Source organism: Pseudomonas sp. ICBG1301, assembly GCF_016918385.1.
GTDB lineage: Bacteria > Pseudomonadota > Gammaproteobacteria > Pseudomonadales > Pseudomonadaceae > Aquipseudomonas > Aquipseudomonas palleroniana.
Genome location: NZ_JAEKGB010000008.1, coordinates 299,074 through 312,342 on the forward strand (window position 1 = coordinate 299,074; position 13,269 = coordinate 312,342).

The 13,269-nt window shown below is 54.5% G+C and carries 25 protein-coding genes; all 25 read right to left on the bottom strand.

Features of this window, described 5'->3' with window-relative positions:
• Positions 1-51: 51 nt before the first annotated feature.
• The 25 genes from bfr to rpsS all read right to left on the bottom strand — a co-directional run bounded on the left by bfr (position 52) and on the right by rpsS (position 13,262).
• Positions 52-516, bottom strand: a complete 465-nt coding sequence (gene bfr / locus JBE38_RS20785; protein ID WP_015886133.1) for a bacterioferritin — start codon at positions 514-516, stop codon at positions 52-54.
• A 155-nt stretch (positions 517-671) separates the two neighbouring features.
• A complete protein-coding gene (locus tag JBE38_RS20790; protein ID WP_205345030.1) occupies positions 672-2,120 on the bottom strand; it encodes a catalase in 1,449 nt (482 codons plus the stop codon).
• 235 nt (positions 2,121-2,355) lie between these two features.
• Positions 2,356-2,742 (bottom strand): 50S ribosomal protein L17, encoded by a 387-nt coding sequence (gene rplQ, locus JBE38_RS20795; protein ID WP_003176402.1) that lies wholly within the window; start codon positions 2,740-2,742, stop codon positions 2,356-2,358.
• Between the two features lie 41 nt (positions 2,743-2,783).
• Complete coding sequence (locus JBE38_RS20800; protein ID WP_003176403.1) at positions 2,784-3,785, bottom strand: DNA-directed RNA polymerase subunit alpha; 1,002 nt, start codon at positions 3,783-3,785, stop codon at positions 2,784-2,786.
• A gap of 22 nt (positions 3,786-3,807) precedes the next feature.
• The gene (gene rpsD, locus JBE38_RS20805; RefSeq protein ID WP_003176404.1) at positions 3,808-4,428 is read right to left on the bottom strand and encodes a 30S ribosomal protein S4; all 621 of its coding nucleotides are present in this window, start codon (positions 4,426-4,428) and stop codon (positions 3,808-3,810) included.
• Positions 4,429-4,446: 18 nt separating this feature from the next.
• Positions 4,447-4,836 (bottom strand): 30S ribosomal protein S11, encoded by a 390-nt coding sequence (rpsK, locus tag JBE38_RS20810; RefSeq protein ID WP_002555466.1) that lies wholly within the window; start codon positions 4,834-4,836, stop codon positions 4,447-4,449.
• Positions 4,837-4,866: 30 nt separating this feature from the next.
• Positions 4,867-5,223 carry a 30S ribosomal protein S13 gene (gene rpsM / locus JBE38_RS20815; protein ID WP_003194635.1) on the bottom strand — a complete coding sequence of 119 codons (357 nt, stop codon included), beginning with the start codon at positions 5,221-5,223 and terminating at the stop codon, positions 4,867-4,869.
• 129 nt (positions 5,224-5,352) lie between these two features.
• Positions 5,353-5,469 (bottom strand): 50S ribosomal protein L36, encoded by a 117-nt coding sequence (gene rpmJ / locus JBE38_RS20820; RefSeq protein WP_002555468.1) that lies wholly within the window; start codon positions 5,467-5,469, stop codon positions 5,353-5,355.
• A gap of 27 nt (positions 5,470-5,496) precedes the next feature.
• Positions 5,497-6,825 (bottom strand): preprotein translocase subunit SecY, encoded by a 1,329-nt coding sequence (gene secY, locus JBE38_RS20825; RefSeq protein WP_016969470.1) that lies wholly within the window; start codon positions 6,823-6,825, stop codon positions 5,497-5,499.
• A complete protein-coding gene (gene rplO, locus JBE38_RS20830; protein WP_060755285.1) occupies positions 6,826-7,263 on the bottom strand; it encodes a 50S ribosomal protein L15 in 438 nt (145 codons plus the stop codon).
• A gap of 3 nt (positions 7,264-7,266) precedes the next feature.
• Positions 7,267-7,443, bottom strand: coding sequence for a 50S ribosomal protein L30 (gene rpmD / locus JBE38_RS20835; protein ID WP_003176408.1), 177 nt, complete (start codon positions 7,441-7,443; stop codon positions 7,267-7,269).
• 2 nt (positions 7,444-7,445) lie between these two features.
• Positions 7,446-7,946 carry a 30S ribosomal protein S5 gene (gene rpsE / locus JBE38_RS20840; protein ID WP_003176409.1) on the bottom strand — a complete coding sequence of 167 codons (501 nt, stop codon included), beginning with the start codon at positions 7,944-7,946 and terminating at the stop codon, positions 7,446-7,448.
• Between the two features lie 3 nt (positions 7,947-7,949).
• Positions 7,950-8,300: a 50S ribosomal protein L18 gene (gene rplR / locus JBE38_RS20845; protein ID WP_003186037.1), complete on the bottom strand. Its 351-nt coding sequence runs from the start codon at positions 8,298-8,300 to the stop codon at positions 7,950-7,952.
• Positions 8,301-8,310: 10 nt separating this feature from the next.
• Positions 8,311-8,844: a 50S ribosomal protein L6 gene (gene rplF / locus JBE38_RS20850; protein WP_003176412.1), complete on the bottom strand. Its 534-nt coding sequence runs from the start codon at positions 8,842-8,844 to the stop codon at positions 8,311-8,313.
• 12 nt (positions 8,845-8,856) lie between these two features.
• On the bottom strand, positions 8,857-9,249 hold the full coding sequence (gene rpsH, locus JBE38_RS20855; RefSeq protein ID WP_010206883.1) for a 30S ribosomal protein S8: 393 nt from the start codon (positions 9,247-9,249) through the stop codon (positions 8,857-8,859).
• Between the two features lie 208 nt (positions 9,250-9,457).
• On the bottom strand, positions 9,458-9,763 hold the full coding sequence (gene rpsN / locus JBE38_RS20860; RefSeq protein WP_003176414.1) for a 30S ribosomal protein S14: 306 nt from the start codon (positions 9,761-9,763) through the stop codon (positions 9,458-9,460).
• A 13-nt stretch (positions 9,764-9,776) separates the two neighbouring features.
• Positions 9,777-10,316 carry a 50S ribosomal protein L5 gene (gene rplE, locus JBE38_RS20865; RefSeq protein ID WP_003194642.1) on the bottom strand — a complete coding sequence of 180 codons (540 nt, stop codon included), beginning with the start codon at positions 10,314-10,316 and terminating at the stop codon, positions 9,777-9,779.
• A 22-nt stretch (positions 10,317-10,338) separates the two neighbouring features.
• Entirely contained in the window at positions 10,339-10,653 is a 315-nt protein-coding gene (gene rplX, locus JBE38_RS20870) for a 50S ribosomal protein L24 (RefSeq protein WP_007896770.1), read from the bottom strand.
• A gap of 11 nt (positions 10,654-10,664) precedes the next feature.
• Positions 10,665-11,033 carry a 50S ribosomal protein L14 gene (rplN, locus tag JBE38_RS20875; protein WP_002555479.1) on the bottom strand — a complete coding sequence of 123 codons (369 nt, stop codon included), beginning with the start codon at positions 11,031-11,033 and terminating at the stop codon, positions 10,665-10,667.
• 23 nt (positions 11,034-11,056) lie between these two features.
• On the bottom strand, positions 11,057-11,323 hold the full coding sequence (rpsQ, locus tag JBE38_RS20880) for a 30S ribosomal protein S17 (RefSeq protein ID WP_003176419.1): 267 nt from the start codon (positions 11,321-11,323) through the stop codon (positions 11,057-11,059).
• Positions 11,324-11,325: 2 nt separating this feature from the next.
• A complete protein-coding gene (rpmC, locus tag JBE38_RS20885) occupies positions 11,326-11,517 on the bottom strand; it encodes a 50S ribosomal protein L29 (protein ID WP_002555481.1) in 192 nt (63 codons plus the stop codon).
• Positions 11,517-11,930 carry a 50S ribosomal protein L16 gene (gene rplP, locus JBE38_RS20890; protein WP_003176421.1) on the bottom strand — a complete coding sequence of 138 codons (414 nt, stop codon included), beginning with the start codon at positions 11,928-11,930 and terminating at the stop codon, positions 11,517-11,519. The genes rpmC and rplP overlap by 1 nt, the downstream gene beginning before the upstream one ends.
• Positions 11,931-11,942: 12 nt before the next feature.
• Complete coding sequence (gene rpsC, locus JBE38_RS20895; RefSeq protein ID WP_003176422.1) at positions 11,943-12,629, bottom strand: 30S ribosomal protein S3; 687 nt, start codon at positions 12,627-12,629, stop codon at positions 11,943-11,945.
• Between the two features lie 13 nt (positions 12,630-12,642).
• Complete coding sequence (rplV, locus tag JBE38_RS20900; RefSeq protein ID WP_003103908.1) at positions 12,643-12,975, bottom strand: 50S ribosomal protein L22; 333 nt, start codon at positions 12,973-12,975, stop codon at positions 12,643-12,645.
• An 11-nt stretch (positions 12,976-12,986) separates the two neighbouring features.
• Entirely contained in the window at positions 12,987-13,262 is a 276-nt protein-coding gene (gene rpsS, locus JBE38_RS20905) for a 30S ribosomal protein S19 (protein ID WP_002555486.1), read from the bottom strand.
• Between the last annotated feature and the right edge of the window lie 7 nt (positions 13,263-13,269).

A 13,269-nucleotide genomic window follows, 5' to 3' on the forward strand; every position in this document is an offset into this window, starting at 1 on the left:
AAAAAGCCCCTGCCACGGCAACGTGACAGGGGCTTTTTCATGGCCGGTGAATCAGAACTGCGATTGCAGGTAATTCTCCAGGCCTACCAACTTGATCAGGCCCAACTGCTTTTCCAGCCAGTAGGTGTGATCTTCTTCGGTGTCATTCAACTGCACCCGCAGGATCTCGCGGGTGACATAGTCGTTGTGCTGCTCACAGAGCTCGATGCCCTTGCATAGCGCAGCACGTACCTTGTATTCGAGACGAAGGTCGGCGGCGAGCATATCCGGCACCGTGGTACCCACATCCAGATCGTCGGGACGCATGCGCGGCGTGCCTTCGAGCATCAGGATGCGGCGCATCAGTGCGTCGGCGTGCTGTGCCTCTTCTTCCATTTCGTGGTTGATACGCTCATAGAGCTCGGTAAAGCCCCAGTCTTCGTACATGCGCGAATGGATGAAATATTGGTCACGAGCTGCCAGTTCGCCCGTCAGCAACGTGTTGAGGTAATCGATTACGTCGGGGTGACCTTGCATCGCCCTACATCTCCCTGCTTGAAAGTTTGTAGTTTGAACCATGATGACTCGAAGGTCACGGGACTAACGGCAGAAAAGTGAAGATATTCCGAGAAAAGTAGCTAAAATAACGCAAAAACCGCCCAAATGAGGGCGGTTCTGCTTATCGTTTAGAGTCAGTTAAGCGATACACCCAGTGCCTTTGCGATTGCTTCTCCATAAGCAGGATCTGCTTTATAGAAGTGCTGCAGTTGACGCTGGACCACATCGCTGGAAACGCCCCCCATCGCACCGGCGATATTGTTGGTGAGCAACGCTTTCTGCTCATCGTTCATCAGGCGGAACAACGCACCGGCGTGGCTGTAGTAATCCGTGTCTTCACGGTGATCGTAACGGTCAGCCGCACCACTCAATGCCAAAGCCGGCTCCGCGTACTGAGGGGCTTGTTTCGGCGCATCGGCGTAGCTGTTTGGCTCGTAGTTAGGCGTTGCGCCGCCGTTGCTGCCAAAAGCCATTGAGCCATCACGCTGGTAGCTATTCACCGGGCTGCGTGGAGCATTCACCGGCAATTGCTGATGGTTGGTGCCAACGCGGTAGCGGTGGGCATCAGCGTAGGCAAACACGCGACCTTGCAGCATACGGTCTGGCGACAAACCAACGCCTGGCACCATATTGCTTGGGCCAAATGCGGCTTGTTCCACTTCAGCGAAGTAGTTTTGCGGGTTGCGATTCAGTTCCAGTTCGCCGACTTCGATCAGCGGGAATTCCTTCTGCGACCAGGTTTTAGTCACATCGAACGGGTTCTCGTAGTGAGCGTTTGCCTGGGCCTCGGTCATGATCTGAATGCAGACACGCCATTTTGGGAAGTCTCCACGCTCGATCGCACCGAACAGATCACGCTGGGCGTAATCAGGGTCGGTACCTGCCAGGCGAGCAGCCTCTGCCGGCGCCAGGTTCTTGATGCCCTGCAGGGTCTTGTAATGCCATTTGACCCAGTGACGTTCGCCCTTGGCATTGATCAGACTGTAGGTGTGGCTACCAAAACCGTGCATGTGACGGTAGCCGTCAGGAATACCACGATCCGAAAACAGGATGGTGACCTGGTGCAGCGCCTCAGGAGAGTGCGACCAGAAGTCCCACATCATTTGCGCGCTTTTCAGGTTGCTTTGCGGCAAACGCTTTTGGGTATGGATGAAGTCCGGGAACTTCAGCGGGTCACGGATGAAGAACACCGGAGTGTTGTTACCCACAATGTCCCAGTTGCCTTCTTCGGTGTAGAACTTCAGGGCGAAACCCCGTGGATCGCGCTCGGTATCAGCCGAACCACGCTCCCCCCCTACGGTGGAAAACCGCAGGAAGGTGGGAGTCTGCTTGCCCACGGACTCGAACAGTTTGGCACTGGTGTATTGGGTGATGTCTTTGGTAACGGTGAAGGTGCCATAAGCGCCCGAGCCCTTGGCATGCACACGACGCTCAGGAATGTTTTCGCGGTTGAAGTGAGCGAGCTTCTCGATCAGATGAAAATCATCAAGCAGCAACGGGCCACGCGGGCCTGCGGAACGGGAATTCTGGTTATCCGCGACGGGGACCCCGCTGGCGGTAGTAAGGATTTTGTTCTGGCTCATATTCAATTTCCTCAGGTCGGACTTGGAACTGCTGGCTAATCGGCTTGGAGGAAGTATTGACCATCAATATGACGTCTACAAATTCATTAAATCGTAAGCATCAATAGAAAATTACTAACAACCTCCCCAACCCTATAGTGCCAAGAGCCACCTGTGGAAACTTGTATCCAACGCGCTTTTTACACGCACAAAAAAACCGGGCACTAGGCCCGGTTTTTTATTACAGCTTGTCGTCTTACTCGGCGCTTACAGCTTCGCCAGCAGTAGCACGATCAACCAACTCGACGTACGCCATAGGCGCGTTGTCGCCAGCGCGGAAACCGCACTTGAGGATGCGCAGGTAGCCACCCTCACGGGTAGCGTAACGCTTGCCCAGGTCGTTGAAGAGCTTACCAACGATAGCTTTCGAACGAGTACGGTCGAAAGCCAGACGGCGGTTAGCCAGGCTGTCTGTCTTGGCCAAAGTGATCAGCGGCTCAGCAACGCGACGCAGTTCTTTAGCTTTCGGCAGTGTAGTTTTGATCAGCTCGTGCTCGAACAGCGACACCGCCATGTTTTGGAACATGGCCTTGCGGTGCGAGCTGGTACGGCTCAGGTGACGACCACTTTTACGATGACGCATGGTTCATTCCTTACCAAACTCACGTTCGGTGATTACGACGATCAGGCAGTCGCCTTGTCGTCCTTCTTAAGACTTGCAGGCGGCCAGTTGTCGAGGCGCATGCCGAGGGACAGACCGCGGGAGGCCAGAACGTCCTTGATTTCAGTCAAGGATTTCTTGCCCAGGTTCGGAGTCTTCAACAGTTCTACTTCGGTACGCTGAATCAGGTCGCCGATGTAGTAAATGTTTTCCGCCTTAAGGCAGTTAGCCGAACGTACAGTCAGTTCCAGATCGTCAACCGGGCGAAGCAGGATCGGATCGATCTCGTCTTCCTGCTCGATTACCACTGGTTCGCTGTCACCTTTGAGGTCGACGAACGCAGCCAACTGCTGTTGCAGAATGGTTGCAGCGCGGCGGATAGCCTCTTCCGGGTCCAGAGTACCGTTGGTTTCCAGATCAATAACCAGCTTGTCCAGGTTGGTGCGCTGTTCGACACGGGCGTTTTCCACCACGTATGCGATACGGCGAACCGGGCTGAACGAAGAGTCAAGCTGCAAGCGACCAATGCTGCGGCTTTCATCTTCATCGCTCTGACGCGAGTCGGCCGGTTCATAACCACGACCACGAGCTACGGTGAGCTTCATGTTCAGGGCGCCGTTAGACGCCAGGTTAGCGATTACGTGATCGGGGTTAACGATCTCGACATCATGATCCAGCTGAATATCGGCAGCGGTAACCACCCCCGAACCCTTCTTCGACAAGGTCAGCGTAACTTCGTCACGGCCGTGCAGCTTGATAGCCAGACCTTTAAGGTTCAACAGGATTTCAATTACGTCTTCCTGTACACCTTCGATGGCGCTGTACTCGTGGAGCACACCGTCAATCTCGGCCTCGACTACTGCACAGCCGGGCATTGAGGACAACAGGATGCGGCGCAGCGCGTTGCCCAGGGTGTGGCCAAAACCACGCTCGAGAGGCTCGAGAGTGATCTTGGCGCGGGTTGGACTGACAACCTGCACATCAATGTGGCGGGGTGTCAGGAACTCATTTACCGAAATCTGCATGGATGCACCTATTTTCTAGCCCTTACTTGGAGTAGAGCTCGACAATCAGGCTTTCGTTGATGTCGGCGGACAGATCACTGCGAGCAGGAACGTTCTTGAAAACGCCCGACTTCTTCTCAGTGTCTACTTCTACCCATTCTACGCGGCCACGTTGGGCACACAGATCGAGAGCTTGGACAATGCGAAGCTGGTTTTTTGCTTTCTCGCGAACTGCGACCACGTCACCAGCACGAACCTGGTAGGACGGAACGTTTACGGTCTGACCGTTAACGCTGATCGACTTGTGCGATACCAGCTGACGGGATTCGGCACGAGTCGAACCAAAGCCCATACGGTATACAACGTTGTCCAGACGGCATTCGAGCAGTTGCAGCAGGTTTTCACCGGTTGCACCTTTCTTGCCAGCAGCTTCTTTGTAGTAGCCGCTGAACTGACGCTCGAGAACGCCGTAGATACGACGGACCTTCTGCTTTTCACGCAGTTGGGTGCCGTAGTCGGACTGGCGACCGCGGCGTTGGCCGTGGATACCAGGTGCTGCTTCAATGTTGCACTTCGATTCGATCGCGCGCACGCCGCTCTTCAGGAAGAGATCGGTGCCCTCGCGACGAGCGAGTTTGCATTTTGGACCAATGTAACGAGCCATTCTTTACAATCTCCTGGATTACACGCGGCGCTTCTTCGGCGGACGGCACCCGTTGTGCGGGATTGGCGTCACGTCGGTGATGCTGGCGATCTTATAGCCACAGCCGTTCAAAGCACGGACAGCGGACTCACGACCTGGACCTGGACCCTTGACGTTAACGTCGAGGTTTTTCAGGCCATATTCCAGCGCAGCTTGACCAGCACGTTCAGCAGCTACTTGAGCAGCGAACGGAGTGGACTTGCGGGAACCGCGGAAACCCGAACCACCAGAGGTAGCCCAAGAAAGCGCATTACCTTGACGGTCGGTGATGGTCACGATGGTGTTGTTAAAAGAAGCATGGATGTGGGCGATGCCATCAACCACTGTCTTTTTAACTTTTTTACGAGGACGAGCAGCAGGTTTTGCCATGATAATTTTCCTGTCGATTCGCTGGGGCGATTACTTGCGGATCGGCTTACGCGGACCTTTACGGGTACGCGCGTTAGTCTTGGTACGCTGACCGCGTACTGGAAGACCACGACGATGACGCAGACCGCGATAGCAACCGAGGTCCATCAAACGCTTGATTTTCATGTTGATTTCGCGACGCAGGTCACCTTCAGTGGTGAACTTCGCCACTTCGCCACGCAGCTGTTCAATCTGCTCGTCGCTCAGATCCTTGATCTTAGCGGCTGGGTTTACCCCAGCAACTGCGCAAATCTTCTGCGCAGTAGTGCGACCAACACCATAGATGTAGGTCAGCGAGATAACAGTGTGCTTGTTATCTGGAATGTTAACGCCTGCAATACGGGCCATTCAGTGGGACTCCAATTGACAGCTACCTACGCCCCGGAAGCCAAGAAATAGGGCGCGAGATAATATCGCTGTAATAACAAATAATCAACCCGGCAGCGCACTAGCTGCCGGGCTTCAAGCGGATCACACTCAGCCTTGGCGCTGTTTGTGACGCGGTTCCGCGCTGCAAATTACTCGAACAACACCTTCGCGGCGAATAATCTTGCAGTTACGGCACAGCTTTTTCACCGATGCACGAACTTTCATCACCAACTCCTCGAACCTTATGGGTACTCAGCGCAACATGCCGCTGCCGTAACCCTTCAGGTTGGCTTTCTTCATCAGGGATTCGTACTGGTGCGAAACGAGGTGCGATTGTACTTGGGACATGAAGTCCATCACAACCACGACCACGATCAGCAACGAGGTCCCGCCAAGGTAGAACGGAACGTTTGCTGCGACCACAAGGAACTGGGGCAACAGGCACACGGCCGTCATATATAGAGCACCGAACAGGGTCAAACGAGTCAGAACGCCATCAATGTAGCGTGCCGACTGCTCACCTGGACGGATGCCCGGAATAAAGGCACCGGACTTCTTCAGGTTTTCCGCTACGTCTTTCGGATTGAACATCAACGCCGTATAGAAGAAGCAGAAGAAAATAATCCCTGCACTAAACAGCAGAATATTCAACGGCTGACCAGGAGCGATCGACTGAGAAAGGTCCTGCAGCCAGCCCATATTTTCAGACTGACCAAACCAGGTACCCAACGAAGCCGGAAACAGCAAAATGCTGCTCGCGAAAATTGCCGGGATAACACCGGCCATATTCACTTTCAGCGGCAAGTGGCTGGTCTGCGCAGCAAAAACCTTACGGCCCTGCTGACGCTTGGCGTAGTGAACAGCGATACGACGCTGGCCACGCTCAATGAACACCACAAAACCGATAATCGCTACTGCCAGCAAACCGATGGCAACCAAGGCGAAGATATTGATATCACCCTGACGCGCAGACTCGAAAGACTGCCCAATTGCCCTCGGAAGACCGGCGACGATACCTGCGAAAATCAACATCGAGATACCGTTACCAACACCACGCTCAGTAATCTGCTCACCCAGCCACATCATGAACATCGCACCAGCCACAAAAGTGGATACCGCGACGAAATAGAAGCCAAAGTCACCAGTGAACGCAACGCCCTGCCCTGCCAGGCCAACGGACATGCCGATAGCTTGAACCAGGGCAAGGACGACAGTGCCGTAGCGGGTGTACTGGCTAATCTTGCGACGGCCAGCTTCACCTTCCTTCTTCAACTGCTCCAGCTGCGGGCTGACGGCGGTCATCAGCTGCATGATGATCGATGCCGAAATGTACGGCATGATCCCCAATGCAAAGATGCTCATCCGTTCCAGCGCGCCGCCGGAAAACATGTTGAACAAGCTAAGAATGGTCCCCTCATTCTGTCGAAACAGGTCTGCGAGTCGGTCCGGGTTGATACCTGGAACCGGGATGTGTGCGCCTATTCGGTAGACGATAATCGCCAGGAACAGAAAACGCAGACGTGCCCAAAGTTCAGACATACCGCCTTTGCCGAGCGCAGAGAGAGCACCTTGCTTAGCCATTTATTCCTCGAACTTGCCGCCAGCTGCTTCGATAGCCGAACGCGCACCTTTGGTGGCGCCGATTCCCTTGCCGATAGTGACAGCGCGAGCCACTTCACCGGACAGCATGATTTTCACGCGCTGTACGTTGACGTTGATCACGTTGGCATCTTTCAGGGTCTGCAGAGTAACGATGTCGCCGTCCACTTTAGCCAGCTCGGACAGACGCACTTCTGCGCGATCCATGGCTTTCAGGGATACGAAACCGAACTTAGGCAGGCGACGATGCAGCGGCTGTTGACCGCCTTCAAAGCCTGGAGCAATGGTGCCACCGGAACGGGAGGTCTGACCTTTGTGACCGCGGCCACCAGTCTTACCCAAACCGCTACCGATACCACGGCCCGGACGATGCTTTTCGCGACGGGAACCCGGCGCTGGACTCAGATCATTGAGTTTCATCGATTAACCCTCTACACGCAGCATGTAGTAAGCCTTGTTGATCATCCCGCGATTCTCGGGAGTATCCTGGACTTCTACAGTGTGACCGATGCGACGCAGACCCAAACCTTTAACGCACAGTTTGTGGTTAGGGATGCGGCCGGTCATGCTTTTGATCAGCGTTACTTTAACGGTAGCCATGATCAGAAGATCTCCTTGACAGTCAGGCCACGCTTGGCAGCGATGGACTCAGGAGATTGCATAGCTTTCAAACCCTTGAAAGTGGCGTGAACCACGTTTACTGGGTTAGTCGAGCCGTAGCACTTGGCCAGAACGTTCTGAACGCCAGCAACTTCGAGGACAGCACGCATAGCGCCGCCAGCGATGATACCGGTACCTTCAGAAGCAGGCTGCATGTATACCTTCGAAGCGCCATGGGCGGACTTCATTGCGTACTGCAGAGTGGTGCCGTTCAGATCAACTTGGATCATGTTGCGACGAGCAGCTTCCATTGCCTTCTGGATCGCAGCAGGCACTTCACGCGACTTGCCACGGCCGAAGCCAACACGCCCTTTACCATCACCTACCACGGTCAACGCGGTGAAAGTGAAGATACGGCCGCCTTTAACGGTTTTGGCTACGCGGTTAACTTGAACCAGCTTCTCAATGTAGCCTTCGTCGCGCTTTTGGTCGTTATTTGACATAACTTAGAACTCCAGCCCAGCTTCACGAGCAGCATCAGCCAGCGCTTTAACGCGGCCGTGGTACTTGAAGCCAGAGCGGTCGAAAGCCACTTGCGAGACGCCAGCGGCCTTAGCACGCGTAGCGACCAGCTGGCCAACCTTTGTGGCCGCGTCGATGTTGCCGGTGGCACCATCACGCAGTTCTTTATCCAAAGTCGAGGCGCTTGCCAGGACTTTGTTGCCGTCGGCCGAGATGACCTGGGCGTAGATGTGCTGCGACGAGCGGAACACGCAGAGACGCACGACTTCGAGTTCGTGCATTTTCAGGCGTGCTTTGCGAGCGCGACGCAGTCGAGTAACTTTTTTGTCGGTCATTTGCTATGCCCTACTTCTTCTTGGCTTCTTTACGACGGACGACTTCGTCCGCGTAGCGCACACCTTTGCCTTTGTACGGCTCTGGTGGACGGAAGTCGCGGATCTCAGCGGCCACTTGACCTACCAGCTGCTTATCGATGCCCTTGATCAGGATATCGGTCTGGCTAGGGGTCTCAGCGGTGATGCCTTCCGGCAGTTCGTAATCCACTGGGTGCGAGAAGCCAAGGGCCAGGTTCAAAACCGTGCCTTTTGCTTGCGCTTTGTAACCAACACCGACCAGCTGGAGCTTACGCTCGAAGCCTTGGCTTACGCCTTGGACCATGTTGTTTACCAACGCACGCGTGGTACCGGCCATTGCGCGAGTTTGTTGATCGCCATTGCGAGCGGCAAAACGCAGCTCACCGGCTTCTTCAACGATCTCAACGGACGAATGGATGTTCAGTTCAAGAGTACCCTTGGCACCCTTCACCGAAAGCTGTTGGCCTGCGAATTTGACTTCGACACCGGCTGGCAGCTTAACGGGGTTCTTAGCGACGCGAGACATGCTTATCCCCCCTTAGAACACAGTGCAAAGAACTTCGCCGCCGACACCGGCAGCGCGCGCAGCACGATCAGTCATCACACCTTTGTTGGTGGAGACGATAGACACGCCCAGACCGCCACGAACTTTCGGCAGATCTTCAGCGGACTTGTACTGACGCAGGCCTGGACGGCTAACGCGCTTCACTTCCTCGATGACCGAACGGCCTTCGAAGTACTTCAGCTCGATGGACAGCAGTGCTTTTACATCGCTGCTGATCTGATAACCCGCAATGTAGCCTTCGTCTTTCAGGACTTTGGCAACAGCTACCTTCAACTTGGAAGATGGCATGCTTACGACGGACTTTTCAGCCATCTGGGCATTACGGATACGAGTTAGCATGTCCGCTAACGGGTCCTGCATACTCATGGGCTAGACGCTCCTAATACAAAAAAATTAGCCTTGCGGCTACATATGTCGCCGAGAATCTCCGGGCATAGAAAACACGGGCTCAGGCGAGCCGGGTATTCTAGACACACTCCGGAAATGAAACAAGCCCCAAAAGGGGCTTATTCCAGATTCAAGGTCACCGGTGGTCGTTATCTTGCGACGCCAACCACCTGGACTTCGAAAGTACTTACCAGCTGGCTTTAACCAGACCTGGTACGTCACCACGCATTGCCGCTTCACGCAGTTTGTTACGGCCGAGGCCGAACTTGCGGTAAACGCCGTGTGGACGACCGGTCAGGCGGCAGCGGTTACGCATGCGCGAAGCGCTTGCGTCACGTGGCTGCTTCTGCAGGGCAACTGTAGCTTCCCAACGCGCTTCTGGACTTGCGTTCAGATCAACGATGATTGCTTTCAGTGCTGCACGCTTCTTGGCGTACTTGGCAACCGTGAGCTGACGCTTCAGCTCGCGGTTTTTCATGCTCATCTTGGCCATGGTCCTACTCCAATCAGTTGCGGAACGGGAATTTGAAAGCACGCAGCAGGGCGCGACCTTCATCATCGTTCTTGGCAGTGGTGGTCAGGGTGATGTCCAGACCGCGGAGAGCATCGATCTTGTCGTAGTCGATTTCCGGGAAGATGATCTGCTCTTTCACGCCCATGCTGTAGTTACCACGACCATCGAAGGACTTGGCATTCAGGCCGCGGAAGTCGCGAACCCGAGGCAGGGAGATCGACAGCAGACGATCCAGGAATTCGTACATACGCTCACGGCGCAGAGTTACCTTGACGCCGATCGGCCAACCTTCACGGACTTTAAAGCCAGCGATGGATTTCCGAGCGTAGGTCACAACGACTTTTTGGCCGGTGATCTTTTCCAGGTCAGCAACAGCGTGCTCGATGACTTTTTTGTCGCCGATCGCTTCGCCCAGACCCATGTTCAGGGTGATTTTGGTAACGCGCGGAACTTCCATCACGTTCCCAAGCTTAAGTTCTTCCTTAAGCTTAGGGGCGATTTCCTTCCGGTAAATCTCTTGTAGTCGTGCCATGGTCTTATCTACCTAGCAGTGTTCAAGCATCAACCGCTTTTTGGGTCGACTTGAAGACACGAATTTTCTTACCGTCTTCTACTTTGAAACCAACGCGATCAGCCTTGTTGGTTTCGCCGTTGAAGATGGCGACGTTAGAAGCGTGCAGTGGCGCTTCTTTCTCGACGATACCGCCCTGTACGCCCGACATCGGGTTAGGCTTGGTATGACGCTTGACCAGGTTCAGACCACCAACGACCAGACGGTCGTCAGCGAGAACCTTCAGCACCTTACCGCGCTTACCTTTGTCTTTGCCGGCGATCACGATGATCTCGTCGTCACGACGAATCTTTTGCATGTCGGATCTCCTTACAGCACTTCTGGGGCGAGCGAGACGATCTTCATGAACTTCTCAGTACGAAGTTCACGGGTCACTGGCCCAAAGATACGGGTGCCGATCGGCTCTTGCTTGTTGTTCAGAAGAACAGCAGCGTTGCCATCAAAGCGGATAATGGAGCCATCTGCACGGCGTACGCCGTGACGAGTGCGGACTACAACAGCAGTCATCACTTGGCCTTTTTTCACCTTACCGCGAGGAATTGCTTCCTTCACGGTAACTTTGATGATGTCACCGATACCAGCGTAACGACGATGGGAGCCACCCAGCACCTTGATGCACATAACGCGGCGAGCGCCGCTGTTATCGGCCACATCGAGCATGGATTGAGTCTGAATCATATAATTTCTCCGACCCCTAGTCCTTAGACTTCCACAGCGCGTTCGAGAACATCAACCAGTGCCCAAGACTTGGTCTTGGCCAGCGGACGAGTTTCACGAATAGTGACTTTGTCGCCGATGTGGCACTGATTGGTTTCGTCGTGCGCGTGCAGCTTAGTCGAACGCTTAACATATTTACCGTAGATCGGGTGCTTAACGCGACGCTCGATCAGAACGGTGATGGTTTTGTCCATCTTGTCGCTGACAACACGGCCAGTCAGCGTACGGACAGTCTTTTCGGCTTCAGCCATGATCACTTACCTGCCTGCTGGTTGAGCACAGTCTTCACGCGAGCGATGTCACGCTTAACTTGCGAGAGCAGATGAGACTGCCCCAACTGGCCAGTTGCTTTCTGCATACGCAGATTGAACTGGTCGCGCAGCAGGCCGAGCAGTTGCTCGTTCAGCTGCTGTGCGGATTTTTCACGAAGTTCATTCGCTTTCATCACATCACCGTCCGTTTAACAAAGGAGGTGGCGAGCGGCAGCTTTGCAGCAGCCAGGGCGAAAGCCTCACGCGCCAGCTCTTCAGAAACACCCTCGATTTCATACAGGACTTTGCCTGGCTGAATCTGGGCAACCCAGTATTCCACGTTACCCTTACCTTTACCCATCCGAACCTCGAGAGGTTTTTTGGAAATCGGCTTGTCCGGGAATACACGGATCCAGATCTTGCCACCACGTTTTACGTGACGGGTCAGAGCACGACGCGCTGACTCGATCTGACGAGCGGTGAGACGACCACGAGCTACAGACTTCAGCGCGAACTCGCCGAAGCTGACTTTGCTACCGCGCTGAGCCAGACCACGGTTGTGGCCTGTCATCTGCTTGCGGAACTTCGTACGCTTAGGTTGCAACATTTGGCGTACCCCTTACTTAGCAGCTTTTTTACGAGGCGCTGGTGCTTGTGGTTTCAGTTCTTCTTGGCGACCACCAATTACTTCGCCTTTGAAGATCCAAACCTTTACACCGATCACACCGTAAGTGGTGTGAGCTTCGTAGTTGGCATAGTCGATGTCGGCACGCAGGGTGTGCAGTGGCACACGACCTTCGCGATACCATTCAGTACGTGCGATTTCAGCACCGCCGAGACGACCGCTCACTTGGATTTTGATGCCTTTGGCACCAATGCGCATTGCGTTCTGTACGGCACGCTTCATAGCGCGACGGAACATTACGCGACGCTCCAGCTGCTGAGCTACGCTCTGCGCAACCAGCATACCGTCGAGCTCCGGCTTGCGGATCTCTTCGATATTGATGTGCACAGGCACACCCATTTGCTTGGTCAGGTCCTGACGCAGTTTCTCAACATCTTCACCTTTCTTCCCGATAACGATACCTGGACGAGCGGTGTGGATGGTGATACGTGCAGTTTGGGCCGGACGATGGATATCGATACGGCTTACGGACGCGCTTTTTAGTTTGTCTTGGAGATACTCACGCACCTTCAGATCAGCGAACAAGTAGTCCGCATAAGTCCGACCGTCTGCGTACCAGACGGAGGTGTGCTCCTTGACGATTCCCAGGCGAATGCCAATGGGATGTACTTTCTGACCCATCTCTTCGACTCCGTTACTTGTCAGCAACCTTGACAGTGATATGGCAAGACCGCTTGACGATGCGATCAGCACGGCCTTTGGCACGTGGCATGATGCGCTTCAGCGAACGCCCTTCGTTAACGAAAACGGTGCTGACTTTCAGGTCATCAACGTCTGCGCCTTCGTTATGCTCGGCGTTGGCTACGGCCGACTCCAGCACTTTCTTCATGATCTCGGCGGCTTTCTTACTGCTGAAAGCCAACAGGTTGAGCGCTTCGCCCACCTTCTTCCCGCGGATCTGGTCGGCGACCAAGCGGGCTTTCTGGGCGGAGATTCGAGCGCCCGACAACTTAGCGGCTACTTCCATTTCCTAACCCCTTAACGCTTGGCTTTCTTGTCTGCCACGTGCCCACGATAAGTGCGGGTACCGGCGAACTCGCCCAGTTTGTGGCCGACCATGTCTTCGTTAACGAGAACTGGGACGTGTTGACGACCGTTGTGTACTGCGATGGTCAGACCGACCATTTGTGGCAGGATCATCGAACGACGCGACCAGGTCTTAACTGGTTTGCGATCGTTCTTTTCCGCCGCCACTTCGATCTTCTTCAGTAGGTGAAGATCAATAAAAGGACCTTTTTTCAGAGAACGTGGCACTGTCGTA

Coding starts and splice junctions, on each gene's coding strand:
- rpsQ (WP_003176419.1), bottom strand. CDS start 11,323: ATGGCTGAAGCCGAAAAGACTGTCCGTACGCTGACTGGCCGTGTTGTC.
- rpsD (WP_003176404.1), bottom strand. CDS start 4,428: ATGGCTCGTTACATTGGTCCAAAATGCAAACTCGCTCGTCGCGAGGGC.
- secY (WP_016969470.1), bottom strand. CDS start 6,825: ATGGCTAAGCAAGGTGCTCTCTCTGCGCTCGGCAAAGGCGGTATGTCT.
- rplE (WP_003194642.1), bottom strand. CDS start 10,316: ATGGCACGACTACAAGAGATTTACCGGAAGGAAATCGCCCCTAAGCTT.
- rplO (WP_060755285.1), bottom strand. CDS start 7,263: ATGAAACTCAATGATCTGAGTCCAGCGCCGGGTTCCCGTCGCGAAAAG.
- rpsK (WP_002555466.1), bottom strand. CDS start 4,836: ATGGCAAAACCTGCTGCTCGTCCTCGTAAAAAAGTTAAAAAGACAGTG.
- rpmC (WP_002555481.1), bottom strand. CDS start 11,517: ATGAAAGCGAATGAACTTCGTGAAAAATCCGCACAGCAGCTGAACGAG.
- rplP (WP_003176421.1), bottom strand. CDS start 11,930: ATGTTGCAACCTAAGCGTACGAAGTTCCGCAAGCAGATGACAGGCCAC.
- rpsC (WP_003176422.1), bottom strand. CDS start 12,629: ATGGGTCAGAAAGTACATCCCATTGGCATTCGCCTGGGAATCGTCAAG.
- JBE38_RS20800 (WP_003176403.1), bottom strand. CDS start 3,785: ATGCAGATTTCGGTAAATGAGTTCCTGACACCCCGCCACATTGATGTG.
- JBE38_RS20790 (WP_205345030.1), bottom strand. CDS start 2,120: ATGAGCCAGAACAAAATCCTTACTACCGCCAGCGGGGTCCCCGTCGCG.
- rplR (WP_003186037.1), bottom strand. CDS start 8,300: ATGACCGACAAAAAAGTTACTCGACTGCGTCGCGCTCGCAAAGCACGC.
- rpsE (WP_003176409.1), bottom strand. CDS start 7,946: ATGTCAAATAACGACCAAAAGCGCGACGAAGGCTACATTGAGAAGCTG.
- rpmJ (WP_002555468.1), bottom strand. CDS start 5,469: ATGAAAGTTCGTGCATCGGTGAAAAAGCTGTGCCGTAACTGCAAGATT.
- bfr (WP_015886133.1), bottom strand. CDS start 516: ATGCAAGGTCACCCCGACGTAATCGATTACCTCAACACGTTGCTGACG.
- rpsN (WP_003176414.1), bottom strand. CDS start 9,763: ATGGCCAAGATGAGCATGAAAAACCGCGAGCTGAAGCGTCAGCTCACG.
- rplF (WP_003176412.1), bottom strand. CDS start 8,844: ATGTCTCGCGTCGCTAAGAACCCCGTTAAGCTGCCAGCCGGTGTCGAA.
- rpsH (WP_010206883.1), bottom strand. CDS start 9,249: ATGAGTATGCAGGACCCGTTAGCGGACATGCTAACTCGTATCCGTAAT.
- rplQ (WP_003176402.1), bottom strand. CDS start 2,742: ATGCGTCATCGTAAAAGTGGTCGTCACCTGAGCCGTACCAGCTCGCAC.
- rplN (WP_002555479.1), bottom strand. CDS start 11,033: ATGATTCAGACTCAATCCATGCTCGATGTGGCCGATAACAGCGGCGCT.
- rplV (WP_003103908.1), bottom strand. CDS start 12,975: ATGGAAGTAGCCGCTAAGTTGTCGGGCGCTCGAATCTCCGCCCAGAAA.
- rpmD (WP_003176408.1), bottom strand. CDS start 7,443: ATGGCTACCGTTAAAGTAACGCTGATCAAAAGCATGACCGGCCGCATC.
- rpsM (WP_003194635.1), bottom strand. CDS start 5,223: ATGGCCCGTATTGCAGGCGTTAACATTCCAGATAACAAGCACACTGTT.
- rplX (WP_007896770.1), bottom strand. CDS start 10,653: ATGCAAAAGATTCGTCGTGACGACGAGATCATCGTGATCGCCGGCAAA.